General features: G+C 62.0%; 9 protein-coding genes and 2 riboswitches. Of the genes, 3 read left to right on the plus strand and 6 right to left on the minus strand.

The genetic code is table 11. The features are described 5' to 3' along the window. Positions 1-3 precede the first annotated feature (3 nt). A complete protein-coding gene (locus ACV1FX_RS01770) occupies positions 4-792 on the plus strand; it encodes a CbtA family protein (protein WP_473115808.1) in 789 nt (262 codons plus the stop codon). Positions 793-828: 36 nt separating this feature from the next. Here ACV1FX_RS01770 and ACV1FX_RS01775 read toward each other — a convergent pair whose 3' ends face one another. The 3 genes from ACV1FX_RS01775 to ACV1FX_RS01785 form a co-directional block, all read right to left on the minus strand. After that, the gene (locus ACV1FX_RS01775) at positions 829-3258 is read right to left on the minus strand and encodes a TonB-dependent receptor (protein WP_473115809.1); all 2430 of its coding nucleotides are present in this window, start codon (positions 3256-3258) and stop codon (positions 829-831) included. Between the two features lie 125 nt (positions 3259-3383). Continuing rightward, a riboswitch (cobalamin riboswitch) is annotated at positions 3384-3592 on the minus strand. A 123-nt stretch (positions 3593-3715) separates the two neighbouring features. After that, positions 3716-4501 carry a DUF4198 domain-containing protein gene (locus ACV1FX_RS01780; RefSeq protein WP_473115810.1) on the minus strand — a complete coding sequence of 262 codons (786 nt, stop codon included), beginning with the start codon at positions 4499-4501 and terminating at the stop codon, positions 3716-3718. Beyond that, positions 4498-6729: a TonB-dependent receptor gene (locus tag ACV1FX_RS01785; RefSeq protein ID WP_473115811.1), complete on the minus strand. Its 2232-nt coding sequence runs from the start codon at positions 6727-6729 to the stop codon at positions 4498-4500. Before ACV1FX_RS01785 ends, ACV1FX_RS01780 begins: the two co-directional genes overlap by 4 nt. A 255-nt stretch (positions 6730-6984) precedes the next feature. Next, a riboswitch (cobalamin riboswitch) is annotated at positions 6985-7205 on the plus strand. A 121-nt stretch (positions 7206-7326) separates the two neighbouring features. Between ACV1FX_RS01785 and ACV1FX_RS01790 the strand changes: the two genes are divergently transcribed. After that, the gene (locus ACV1FX_RS01790) at positions 7327-10227 is read left to right on the plus strand and encodes a ribonucleoside-diphosphate reductase subunit alpha (protein ID WP_473115812.1); all 2901 of its coding nucleotides are present in this window, start codon (positions 7327-7329) and stop codon (positions 10225-10227) included. A gap of 10 nt (positions 10228-10237) precedes the next feature. Next, positions 10238-11392, plus strand: a complete 1155-nt coding sequence (locus ACV1FX_RS01795) for a ribonucleotide-diphosphate reductase subunit beta (protein WP_473115813.1) — start codon at positions 10238-10240, stop codon at positions 11390-11392. A gap of 586 nt (positions 11393-11978) precedes the next feature. Here the strand turns inward: ACV1FX_RS01795 and ACV1FX_RS01800 are convergent. The 3 genes from ACV1FX_RS01800 to ACV1FX_RS01810 all read right to left on the minus strand — a co-directional run bounded on the left by ACV1FX_RS01800 (position 11979) and on the right by ACV1FX_RS01810 (position 13161). Next, the gene (locus ACV1FX_RS01800) at positions 11979-12176 is read right to left on the minus strand and encodes a hypothetical protein (RefSeq protein WP_473115814.1); all 198 of its coding nucleotides are present in this window, start codon (positions 12174-12176) and stop codon (positions 11979-11981) included. A 7-nt stretch (positions 12177-12183) separates the two neighbouring features. Beyond that, positions 12184-12591, minus strand: coding sequence for a hypothetical protein (locus ACV1FX_RS01805; protein WP_473115815.1), 408 nt, complete (start codon positions 12589-12591; stop codon positions 12184-12186). Positions 12592-12708: 117 nt separating this feature from the next. Next, a complete protein-coding gene (locus ACV1FX_RS01810; protein WP_473115816.1) occupies positions 12709-13161 on the minus strand; it encodes an Hsp20 family protein in 453 nt (150 codons plus the stop codon). Positions 13162-13619 lie beyond the last annotated feature (458 nt).

A 13619-nucleotide genomic window follows, 5' to 3' on the forward strand; every position in this document is an offset into this window, starting at 1 on the left:
GGCATGAGCACGTTTCGCTCGATCGTCTTCTCGTCGGTCATTGCCGGTTTCATCGTTGGTCTCATCGTCACGGTCGCCCAGCAGTTCGGCACCGTTCCCCTGATCCTGAAGGCCGAGGTCTTCGAGAAGGCCGCGGAATCCCATCAGCATGACGCTGCAGCGGCGCCACAGCCGGCTGCGGCCGGCCAAGACCATCCTGCCCATGACCATGCGGCGCATGACCATGGGGGCCAAGGACATGACGATCACGACCACGGAGCTTGGGAGCCGCGCGACGGGTTCGAGCGCAACGCCTATACGGCCGCCGCGAATGTGCTGAACGCGATCGGCTTTGCGCTGCTGCTCGCTGGCTTCTTTGCCGTGCGAAGCGGTGTGACCGGGGAAGGGGTGGCATGGCACGAGGGCCTGCTGTGGGGATTGGCCGGCTTCGTCGTCTTCACCATCGCCCCCGGTCTCGGCCTGCCGCCGGAATTGCCGGGCGTTCCGGCCGCGCCGTTGCTGTCGCGCCAGATCTGGTGGCTCGTCGCGGTGCTCGCGACGGCTTCCGGCCTCGCTCTGATCGTCTTCCGCCGTTCGATGCCGGCCGCCGTTGCAGGCGTGATCCTTCTCGCTCTGCCCCACCTGATCGGTGCGCCGGAGCTGGAACACGTCGAGACCAACGTGCCATCCTCGCTGTCGCACCAGTTCGTGGTCGCGGTCACCGTGACCAGCCTGATCTTCTGGACTCTACTCGGCGCGGCAACCAGCATCGCTTTTGCCCGATTCGACGCGGGCGCAGACCGGCCGGGCTGACGATCTGTCCCGCACCTCAAAGCGTGCGGATGCGTCTTACCACTTGAACGAAGCCGCCACCTCATAGCTGCGTGGCGCGCCCAGGATAATCTGATCGGTATAACCGGGATCCCCCCACGCCGCGTAGAGCTTGTTCGTCAGGTTTCTCACGCGGAAGCTGATCCGCGTCCGGTCGACGGTCGAGAAATAGGACTTCGGGATATCGACGAAGGCAAAGGCATCGAAGGTCGTATAGGCGTTCATGACGACCAGATTGTCCTGGAAATTGAAACGGTCGCCGACGTGGCGCATGGACGCACCGATCTCGACCGGCAAAGCCGTCTCGAATCGGTAGGACGCACCGGCGTTGGCGACGAAGTTCGGGACATTGGGCGGCGTATTGCCGGAGTAGGACTGGAAGACTCCGTTGCCGTCGACATAGCTGAAGTCGACGAAGCGCGACTGCACGAAGGCGACATTGCCCCACAGCTTCAGCCCGCCGAACGGATTGGTCGCGGCCGCGAGCTCAATGCCCTTGGAGGCAATCTTGCCGGCAACGTTGAAGACGATGCCGCTTTCGGGAACGTAGACGTTCTTGCGCTCGATATCGAATACGGACGCTGTGAACTCGGTTCGCTTGTCTTGCGATTGCACCTTCACGCCGGTCTCGTAGGTCCGCGACGTCGTTAGCAGCAACGGCACTGAAGGCGCGAGGATGAAGATGTTCGCGACCGTCGGATCGGCTGCGGTCGCATACTGGCTGTACAGCATTACGCCCGGCGCGATGTCCCAGGTGTAGCCGATGCGGCCGGTGATAGGATTGAAAGTGGTCGAGAACGGATAGCCCTTGGCAGATTCCAGCACGCCATCAGGGTCGAAGCGCGTGCGGTCCAGCTTGATGTCCTCGAAGCGGATACCGCCGATCAGCGCGAAGGTCGAGGTCAGCTTGATCCGGTCCTCGAACGACAGCGACGCGGTGTTGACACGGGTGTAGATCTTCTCGTCGGTGCGCGAGCCATAGAGCCCACGGTCCGGGTTGAGCAGGTCGACGTAATCGTTTCCGAACAGCGTGTCCTGCGAGACGTTGAACTGGTTGTTGCTCGCCATGACGGTGGCGACGAAGCGGTTGTCCAGACCACCGATGTTGGAGTTGACGGTGAGGTCGGTGATGTTGCCGTAGAGCCGCTGCGCGTGATCGAGCGCCAGGCGCTCACGATAGATGCTCTGCGCGCCGGCAAAACCGCCAACGGTCTGGTCAAATGACGAGATTTCGTTATTGAACCAGTGCCTGTGGGCGTCATAGCCGTAAACCTGGCTCTTCAGCGAGACGTTGTTGGTGATGTCCCACTGGAAGCCGCTGCGCAGCCACAGCTCGCTGGCGCCGCTGTGATTGTCGAGCACGTTGTAGTTCGTGGTCAGCGTGCGCGCATCGATCGTGACCGGGACCGGCGTGCCGCCGCCAAGGTAATAGTTGCTCCAGACCCCGGAGACGATGCCCGTCGTTGGCACGATGCCTGGTGCATTCGCCGGCACCAGCGGCGTCCCCCAGTAGAAGCGGTCATTATCCTGTCGGTATTCGGCCGCGCCCCAGATCTTCAGGCTGTCGTTGACACGATAGTTCAACTGGCCGGAGACATTGCTCAGCTTGGAATAGGTGTCGTCGATGAAACCCTTGTCGTTGAAATGGCTGATGTCGAAGCGATAGTCGAGGCCGTCGATCAACGTGCTGCCGCCCGACCCGTATCCGGCGCGGTAGCCGTTGAAGGAATCGTAGGAGGTGAAGGCTTCGTTGACGATCGGACCTGTGTGCGGCGCCTTGTTGACGTAATTGATGGCGCCGCCAGTCGCGCCGAGACCCGCCACCAGCGAGTCTGGTCCCTTGATGATCTCGACCTGCTGCAAGCTGGCCACGTCCATCGGACGGCCGGTCATGGTCGACGGCCCGATCGGGATGCCGTTGTAGAGGGTGCTGATCTGGTCGCCGGTAAAGCCGCGCATCGAGAAGATGGCGGGCGCGCCCGGCGCATCGCCGCCGATCACGCCGACCGCCACTTTGGCAACTTCGGTCGTCGTCCTGATGCCCTGATCCTGCATAGTCTGCTGGCTGATCACCTCGACGGTCGCCGGCATTTCACGCGCGGTGATGCCGAGCCGCGAACTGACGTCGGTGACGGCGGCCGTGTTCAATGGCGTTTCGACCGGGGCGCTCGCGCTCGAGACGATCGGGCGCGCAACGACGGAAGTGGCCGGCTTGCGGCCTGTGGTCCGACGTGCCGTGCGAGGCTTCTGATTGCCGGGGCTGACGGCTGGCGCAGGCTTTGGAGTAGATGGAGAGACGGTGACGGGACCGATCTCGACAGGCGGCTTGTTCTGGGCCGCGCTCTGCGCGATCGCCGCTGATGACAGCGATACCGAAGAGAGCAGGGAAATCAGGAAAACACGCGAAAACCCTGGCGTAACGCCGGACCGAAAATGAAAATGTTGCACAACAATGCTCTGCGGCGATGCAAACAAACTGTCACCGCGGTTGCCTTAGTCATCTGCCTTCGCCCCAGGCACAGATGTTTCGGCTGCTGGTTCGACACCGGGACACCCCGCCCGATGCGTTCGCGCGTGACTCATGGCTGGCAGCAGGTTTCCTGGCTCGCGGGTTATCGCGTTCGACCGCCTTCCCAGAGGCCCAATTCGGGGCTCCAGTGGTACGTTTGGTCGTCGGCTATCCGCCTACAGTTGCGGGGGCAGCCGCGGAATTGCCCGCTGTAACGGACGCACCGCATTCCCTTTGGTAGCCCTTGCGGGCACTACCGCTTATAAAAATGGCATCCGGCGCTAAGAGCGTCAATATTCGCGTAGTCGGTTCGACCGGCCGGTACTTCGATCGTTGCGAAGTGTGACTGTTTTGCCCCGACTGTAGGAGGAGATCCTCCATGCTCTTTAGAACGGTCTAGCGTTGCTTGGCTAACACATTGAACCACAGCGTCGCGTTGTAGAGATCGGCGGTTGCCTGATCCGGAGTAGCGGATGGCGCGGCGCGATGATCGATCACGAGGAGGTGGGGACCGGGCTTGACGATCGGAATCCCGGCGATGCCGTCAGAATCGGTCTTGAATTTCGGGATGTCCTTCTCCGGGATCGCCGTCTTGCCGTCGCCACTTTCGACCTCGGCGTCGGACTGCGGTTTGCCACGAAACAGCACCTTGATCCTGAGCGTTTCGCCCGGCTTGGTCTTGGCGGGATCGGACAACGGCACGAGTTCGAGATCGTGTCCGAGCACCTCCTGCCACGGCGCGTCGGCCCCCGTGATCGCCTTGGCGAACTTTCCCGACCAGAAGCTCTCGACCGCATCAGGCATCAGCCGCCGCGTCGCGTTGCGATAGAGGCCGTCCTTCGTCTTGATCCAGAAGCCGTTGTCATAGCGCGCCGCGAGCAGCGTGTGTCCGGCATCGTCGAACGGTTTTGATCTGGCAATCTGAACGCCGTTCTCCGAGGCGGCCGCAAGGCCGTCGAGCAGCGAGTTGCGTGCTTTCGACGTGATCGCGAACAGGTCCACCACCTTGTCGGCGAAGGCGGGGGGCCGGTCGTCGGGATGACCGTAGTTGACGACGGCACGGCGCGCGTTCGCCGGCCCGGACAGCGTGATCCAGACGTCATGTGCAGTCGACGGAGCGGCCGAGCAGAGCGTTAACGCAGCCGAGAGCAGCAGAGATTGAATGGAACGGGAAGAGATCATTTGGTCACCAGTTTTGGCGCCGCCGCGGCCACCACTGTCGGGAAGCGATAGCTCACGCCCGCGAGGACAGCGAGGGTCGGCTGGGCGCTGACGAAGATGTCGGATGAATTGGCGTTGACCGGGTTGCCGAAATTGATCGCGATCTCGCTGACCCGATCACCCGGATACCAGGTTGCCTGTGTGAATGCGGTCCACCCCTCAGGCCAGGAATAGGCGATCTTTCCGGTCACGCGCGAGTACGGCGAGGTCGTGATGAGGCCGTCCTGGGTCAGGTTCTTTTTGCCGACGAAGGTCACATAGGCCGAGCCGGACAGTACCTGCGCATTGACGGTCGCAACGTTGAAGTCGACGCCGACATTGGCGACATAGTTCGGCACGTTCGGCACGAAATAGGACGGCGCCGCATCGACGAGGCGCGCCGTTATGCCGGTATAGTTGGCGAACAGGGACACATTGTTGACGGGCTCCTGGATCACGAACCAGCGTGCATCGACATCGTATCCGTTGCGCTGAGCCTTGCCCAGGAACGTAACCGGCAGGCCGGCATCGGCTTGAAACGCCTCGTTCGCGGAGTCGGTCGTCCAATAGCTTGCCAAAAATCTGACGCGATCGAAGGTGAGCTGGAACCCGCCTTCGCGACTGACGATCTTGAACGGCTGAATGCCGGGATTGCCGATAAGCTCCGCGGGCACGTCGACGCTGCGGAAGCCCTGGCCATAATTGGCAAACAGCTCGAGCCATCTTACCGGCGTGATCGCGACGCCGACCTTCGGGCTCGTAACGCCGTTCGAGATGTTTGGCGTCCCGCCGAGCGTGATGCGGTCGTTGATATCGTAGTAAAACTGGTCGTAGCGTGTGCCCGCCGTGAACTTGAGCCAGGGGAGCGGTTTGACCTGGACCTGTCCAAAGCCGGCGACGTTGGTCTGGGTCAACCCGACATTGACCACGGCCGGCCCGGTCACGGCACGCGCGGTCGTCGGAGCCTGGAACGCCTCGATGAAGTCGGTGCGCCAGTTGCTGCCGAGCAGGACCTGCACCGGGATGTCGTCGCCGATGGCGCCGGTCCAGACCTTGCTCACGCGGCCGCCGACCATCGTGCGGTCTTCGTGCTGCACGCGCTGGCCACCGCCGAAATCGGCGAAACGGTTCGAAAACTGGTGGCTGACGTACAACGTCCCCTTCAGTTCCTGGTCCTGGGCGCCCGAACTGTAGTTGGTGACGAAGTTCTCGAGTTGCTTGTTGCCGCCGTCGGTCGGATTGGTGGCTGAGCGCTCGGAGATCGCGCCTGCGGCGATCGCATCGCGATTTGCATAGCCGGGCGAGCCGTATTCCGTGCCATAGGCCTGCGCGCGGAACGAGATGGTCGCACCGTCAGGCAAGATCGTCGTGACCTTGTTGAACGAATTGTAGCGATTGATGAAGCTATTTTCGCGATAGCCGTCGGTGTGATAGCCCTCCTGCGCCAGATAAGGCAGCCACGCACCTTGCGTCGTACTGTAGGTGGCGACGCCCCGCGCGGTGCCTTGCGTGCCGCCGGAGACGCCGACGCTCGCGAAGGGCTCGGCCTGCTTGGTCGTGATGTTGACCGAGCCGCCCATGTTGGAATCGCCGTATTCGACCGAGAACGGTCCGCGCACGATCTCGATGCTCTTCACCGTCTCGGGGAAAAGCACGTTGAGGTCGGCGTAGTTCGGCGTGTGCAGCGAGGAGACCTCGTTGAGCGGGACGCCGTCGATGAAATAGGCGATGTCGCGGCCATGCTCGGCGTCGGTGTAGCCGCGTAGCGAGAGGCCATAGCCGATGCCGCCTTGGCCGTAGTTGGACACGTTGAAACCGGGGAGCGGGCGGAACAGGTCGCCATAGGTCGCGACCGCCAGCCGGCTGATGGCCGGCGCGTCCAATACGGTCACCGCAGCGGGGAGGGCTGTCACGGCGCTCGACACGTCGCCGCGGCTTGCCGTCGCGCCTGCGCCGATGGAAAGCCCAAGCGCGGGCTGCTGGGAGGATGCCCGCGCAACGGGCCTGTTCTGCGCACGGCGCGCGGTGCTCGTTCGCGAGGCCGCCTCGGTTCGTCGGGCGCGTTTGGGCGCAGCTTCCGGCGCTGCAACCGTCACAGGGGGCAACGGCGCGGATGCGCTCGGTACCGTCTGTGCATTGATTGAATCTTCGGCCGCGAAGCCGGACAACGTCATGCTGGCCAGTGCCAGGTGCCAAGAAACCCTACGCAACTCGTCCCCCTTTACGCGGCGAGCTTCGGGCCCGGCATTCCGAAGTCGCTGGTATGATGTCTTACCCGAATACTCATACAGTGGTATGATGATTTAAGTAAATCGTCATACTGCGTGGCTCTGGGCCTCAACCGGGACCGGGGCGAAATACGGACAGTCAGTCCCAAGACCGGCTCGTAGATCGGAACTCCCACATTCCACAGCGAATACGGGACGCCCATTCAAACGAATCGTTGACACCCGCTCACGAATATCACCACATGTGGGCGTCACGGTTCCGCTGGATCGCAAGATTTAGTGGCTAAGAGGGAAGCCGGTGAACTGCGCCAGAAGGCGCGGAATTCCGGCGCTGCCCCCGCAACTGTCAGCAGCGAGCTGCTTCCGTACAAGCGTCACTGGTGCGTCCGCGCATTGGGAAGACGGGAAGCGAGCGACGACCTGCGAGCCAGGAGACCTGCCGTGACGATCTGAACGTCCACGGGCGGGGTGTCCGGCGGTCGCTTGCATGCACCGTCCGGCGCTTTCCTGCCGGCGTTTCTGCGGCGTCCTTTCCAAAAGCCCCGTTCAAACATAACGCGCGCATCACGGGGCCGATTGATGTCACTGAACCTGCACGACGCGGAAAGCGCTTCCGCACCCATCATCCAGTTGCGTCCACAGTCACTTGCGGCTTCCAGCGAGCCGTCCATGCAGATCATTCGCCGCAACGGCAAGGTCTCGCCATTCGATTCCGCCAAGATCGCGGTTGCCATGACCAAGGCGTTTCTGGCCGTGGAAGGCACCAACGCGGTCGCCTCGCGCCGCGTCCATGAGAGTGTCGAGCAGCTCACGTCCGAAGTCGTCACCGCACTGATGCGCCGGGCAGGCGAGGGGCGCACGTTCCACATCGAGGACGTGCAGGACCAGGTCGAGCTCGCTTTGATGCGCAGCGAGCACCACAAGGTCGCGCGCGCCTATGTGCTGTATCGTGAGGAACGCTCGCGCCAGCGTGCGGAGGAAGCCGCTGCGGAAGCCAAGACGGTCGCCGTACCGGAGCTTCATGTCACGCTCGCCGACGGCTCGCGCGTCGGCCTCGACAGCAAGCGTCTCGCCTTGATCATCGGCGAAGCCTGCGCCGGCCTCGACGGTGTCTCCGCCGCGCCGGTGCTGGCCGAAACCACCCGCAATCTCTACGACGGCATCAGCCAGGATGAGCTGGCGCTGGCCTCGATCATGGCCGCGCGGACTTTGGTCGAGCAGGAGCCCAACTACGCCTATGTCAGCGCGCGCCTGCTGCTCGACAAGCTGCGCGGCGAGGTGCTGTCCTACGTCCAGGGCGTTCCGACCTCGGCCTCGCAGGCCGACATGGTGACCCGCTATGCCGAATATTTTCCGGCCTATGTGAAGGTCGGCATCGCGGCCGAGCTGCTCGATCCCGAGCTCTCCCGTTTCGATCTGTCGCGCATTGCGGCAGCGCTCAAGCCCGAACGCGACTTGAACTTCCAGTTCCTCGGCTTGCAGACGCTCTACGACCGTTACTTCCTGCATGAGCGCGGCAAGCGTATCGAGCTGCCGCAGGCGTTCTTCATGCGCGTCGCGATGGGCCTCGCCGTCCGCGAGATCGATCGCGAAGCCAAGGCGATCGAGTTCTACGATTTGCTGTCGTCGTTCGACTTCATGGCCTCGACGCCGACCTTGTTCAATTCGGGCACGCTGCGCCCGCAGCTCTCGTCCTGTTTCCTCACGACGGTGTCGGACGATCTCGACGGCATCTTCAAATCGGTCAAGGACAACGCCCTGCTCGCCAAATATTCCGGCGGCCTCGGCAATGACTGGACGCCGGTGCGCGGTCTCGGCGCCCACATCAAGGGCACCAATGGCGAGAGCCAAGGCATCATCCCGTTCCTGAAGGTTGCTAACGACACCGCGATCGCGGTCAACCAGGGCGGCAAGCGCAAGGGCGCGGTCTGCGCCTACCTCGAGACCTGGCACGTCGACATCGAGGAATTCCTCGACCTGCGCAAGAACACCGGCGACGATCGCCGCCGCACCCACGACATGAACACCGCGAACTGGGTGCCCGACCTGTTCATGCAGCGCGTCGATGCCGACGGCGAATGGACTTTGTTCTCTCCGGACGAGACGCCTGACCTGCACGATCTCTACGGCGCAGCCTTCAAAACGGCCTACGAGGCCTATGAAGCCAAAGCGAAAGCCGGCGGCATGCGCGTGTTCAAGACCGTGCGTGCGACCGATCTCTGGCGGCGCATGCTGACCATGCTGTTCGAGACCGGCCATCCGTGGATCACCTTCAAGGATCCCTGCAATCTGCGCTCGCCGCAGCGGCACATGGGCGTGATCCATTCCTCGAACCTCTGCACCGAGATCACGCTCAACACCTCGGCCGACGAGGTAGCGGTCTGCAATCTCGGCTCCATCAACATGCTCGCCCATGTCAGCGCTGGCGGCATCGACCAGGCCAAGCTGAAGCGGACGGTGACGACGGCCGTGCGGATGCTCGACAATGTCATCGACATCAATTTCTACACCATCCCGGAGGCGCGCCGTTCCAACATGCGTCACCGGCCGGTCGGTCTCGGCTTGATGGGTTTCCAGGAAGCGCTTCAGGTCCAGCGCATCCCGATCGCATCGGATGTCGCCGTCAGCTTTGCCGATGTCAGCATGGAGGCGATCTCCTACCACGCCATCGAGGCGTCGTCGGATCTCGCCGCCGAGCGCGGCCGCTATCCGAGCTTCGAGGGCTCGCTGTGGTCGAAGGGCATCCTGCCGCTCGACTCTATCCAGTTCGTCGCGGAGTCCCGCGGCGGGTTAGATGCCGACCGCTCCGCGACGCTGGACTGGGATCGCCTCCGCAAGAAGGTCACTTCAAGCGGCATGCGCAACTCGAACGTCATGGCGATCGCGCCGACCGCGACGATCTCCAACATCTGCGGCGTCTCGCAATCGATCGAGCCGAACTACCAGAACCTGTTCGTCAAATCGAACATGTCCGGCGACTTCACGGTCGTGAACGATTTCCTCGTGCGCGATCTGAAGGCGAGGGGGCTGTGGGACGAGGTGATGGTCTCCGACCTCAAATATTTCGACGGCAGTGTCGGCCAGATCGACCGCGTGCCTGATGATCTCAAGGCGCTCTATGCCACCGCGTTCGAGATCGACAGCGCCTGGCTGATCGAAGCCGCCGCACGTCGGCAGAAATGGATCGACCAGTCGCAGTCGCTCAACCTATACATCGCCAATCCCTCCGGCAAGAAGCTTGACACGCTCTACCGGCTAGCCTGGCGGCGTGGATTGAAGACGACCTATTACCTGCGCTCGCGTAGCGCCACCCATGTAGAGAAGTCCACGTTGAAGGGCACCGACGGCAAGCTCAACGCAGTGTCCGCGTCGAGCGCGGTTTCGCATGCCCCGATCATGATCTCGACGGCGGCGGCGCCCGATCTCGACGGCATCAAGGCCTGCCGAATCGACGATCCCGAATGCGAAGCCTGCCAGTGAGGAGATGACGATGCTTGATTGGTCCGACACCGAAATCACCGCGGCTGCTCCCGCCGCTTCTACCCTCGCCACGGCACTGCGTCCGCATATCCAGCTCAAGCTCGAGCCGGTCGATCCGACCGGCTTAGGGGCGATCGATCGTGCCGGCGGCCGCGTCTCGGTCGACGAGAAGCGGATGATCAACTGCCGCGCCGACGTCAACCAGCTCTTGCCGCTGAAATACAAATGGGCCTGGGAGAAATATCTTTCCGGCTGCAACAATCACTGGATGCCGACCGAAGTCTCGATGCAGGCCGACATCGCGCTGTGGAAGTCGCGCGACGGTCTGACGGAGGACGAGCGTCGCGCCATCAAGCGCAACCTCGGTTTCTTCGCGGCGTCGGAATCGCTGGTCGCCAACAACATTGTGCTGGCGATCTACCGTCACCTGACCAATCCGGAATGCCGGCAGTATCTGCTCCGCCAGGCCTTCGAGGAGGCGGTGCACACCCACACCTTCCAGTACATCGTGGAAAGTCTCGGCCTCGATGAGGGTGAGCTGTTCAACATGTACCGCGAGGTGCCGTCCATCACCGACAAGGCGGCGTGGGCGCTCAAGCACACCCAGCATCTCGACGACCCGTCGTTCGAGACCGGCACGCCCGATAACGACCGCGCCTTCCTGCGCGATCTCGTCGCGTTCTACGTCGTATTTGAAGGCATGTGGTTCTACACGGGTTTCGCGCAGATCCTGTCGCTCGGCCGCCGCAACAAGATGGTCGGCATCGCCGAGCAGTATCAGTACATCCTGCGCGACGAGAGCATCCATCTGAACTTCGGCATCGACGTGATCAACCAGATCAAGATCGAGAATCCGCATCTGTGGACCGCCGAATTCCAGGACGAGATCCGTGGCATGATCCGTGAGGCGGCCGAACTCGAAGCCGCCTATGGCCGGGACACCATGCCGCGCGGCTTCCTCGGCCTCAACGCGGCGCTGTGCGAGCAGTACATGCATTTCATCGCGAACCGTCGCTGCGCCCAGATCGGCCTCGCTCCGGTCTTCGCTGAGGTGGAGAATCCGTTCCCGTGGATGTCGGAGGCGATGGACCTGAAGAAGGAGAAGAACTTCTTCGAAACCCGCGTCATCGAATACCAGAACGGCGGCGCGCTGAGCTGGGATTGATCAGAAGTTGAAGCTCAACGCGGAGCGTGTAATTTGCCTTGGCTGCTTTCGAGATTTCGGGGGCGCAAGACAACGTGCGCCCCTAACGGCCATCCTGATGCTAGCATCAGGTCGAGGAGCGGCTTGGCGAGGCGGGCGGCCTTTGGCGTAAAGCGGATCATGGTGGAGCAACCGTGATTCTGCTGTCCAATATTAGCTCAAACTTCCCCATGATGGATTGGGCCGAGAGTTCAGGTTTTTCAATTGGTTAGAGGGCGGCGTGTGCACGACGTGTGCACCGGGAGATCAAAAAAGATCCATCGGAGGCTAGCGTCGGTGGTCCTTTGTCGGAGCTATGCGCGACGTCCGCAAAGCGTTGGCGCATAGAGTGCGGGTGCGCTGCGCAGGCTGGACACCCTGCGCAGGGTCCAAGATGCCTAGTAATCTCGCGAGCAGGGCTCAGCGTCCGTCAATGCCGAGATGTCACGTGGGCCAAAGCGAGAAAACAAAAAGCGACGTCGGCGGTTCGAGTCGCTCCAGGTGACTCGACTCCCCGATGTTTCTGATAAACGCCAGCTCCTTGAACCATACACATTTGTCTAGACCACTAGCGGAAGGTTCGGCCTGAATGCTCGCCCGCACGCGAACTCAAGATTGGCGATAAAGTCGGCACATGCGGTAGCTCGATCTCCGTGCCCAGATCCTGTCTGGTGCTGTGTTCGAGATAGAGTTGGCCGACCACCAACATGAGACCCGCGAAGAACAGCACCAGAGCAACCGTCATGAGGTCGCGATAATCGTCCATCGCTGATCTACCAACCTTGCCAAACTGTCGAATACAGGGTCTCAATGCCTTTGGGCAGCTGTGTGCTCTCTCGTGAACGGCTTTGACGAACTGCCTTGGTCGAGGCCTTTAACGGACGGGCCACTATCGCGGCTGCCGCGCTCGTGGCAGCCGATAAATCATACGGCGATGCCGCGCGTACCAGACGGAATGCAACAAGAGAGCCAGGTATAGGATCGTCGCCGGCACGCTTAACAAGCCCCCGTGTGACGAGGTTACCCAGGGCAAGGAGAAGATCCTTCGCTTGCTGCTGCATGCCAATATTGGCAGCAAGGCTCTCAAGGGTGATCGCGCGACCGTCGCCTCCGTGACGTTCGAGGAGCTTGAGCAGCCTGCGCTCGAGCTGCTGCGGATCGTTTGAGATTACGTTCTTCATGTATTTCTCCCTGAATCTGGCCACGCGAGCTCGCTCTGCCATCAGGCGTCCACCCGCAGTCCGGTGCACGCTGGTAGCTGAGCGAGGAGACCCCCGCTGACTAGCAGGCGAGTGAACTCAGGCCGTTTGCTGGTTCACGAGCTTCTGGTTGTCGTTGCCGGCTTGGATCGGTATCTGCTGCGGCTTCATCGCTTCGGGGAGTTCACGTACCAGCTCGATCTTGAGCATTCCGTCTTCAAACGAAGCGCGCTTCACTTGCACGTACTCGGCGAGATTAAACTGATGCCGGAATGGACGCACGGAGATACCCTGGTACAAGTATTGGTGGTCTCCCTTATCGGCCTTTCGGCCTTCAACCGTGAGTACGTTTTGCTCCGCAGTAATGGTTATTTCATGCGGTGCAAAGCCGGCTAGCGCGAGGGAGATCTGATAGTGATCCTGGTCGGCCCGCTCAATGTTGTAAGGTGGGTAATTGTCGCCCGTCCATTGGACGGAATCCTCGAGCAGATCAAACACGCGATCGAAGCCAACGGTCGAACGCCACAGGGGGGCAAAATCAAAGGTGGTCATAGCCACATCCTCCACTTGAGCAACATGGTTTATGAGCGCCGGACACCGCGTCCGGCGCCCAAAAACCGGACCCTCGACAGGCGTCCGGTGCAGCGCGATCCGCACCGCACTCTTCGAATTAGAACCCACTGGTTAGGTTTCAAGAGGTCCGCCGCCGCTGGTGCAAAGCCTGCTCAATTTCACTTTCGGCGGCCGCAGTCGAGATACGTCCACGCCCGTGCGAGTGCGGCAGCCATTCCCTCCGCGTACTCGCCCCTGGACGTTAACGAGCGGGCCGAACGCGCAGAAGTCAAAGTGGCGGTCGACGGCTTACCAGGGGCGGAGCCTCCGCCCAGGCGGACTGCCGCAGTCGAGATCGCCCGACGGGGCTGCGTCCGGCTCCGTCAGGACCTCGTTGAAACCAATGCCACGCCAGAGTGTTTGGTGCAGTGCCGCGCCAACCGCCGATTATCCGCTCG

The sequence above is a fragment of the Bradyrhizobium ingae genome (genome assembly GCF_055791185.1).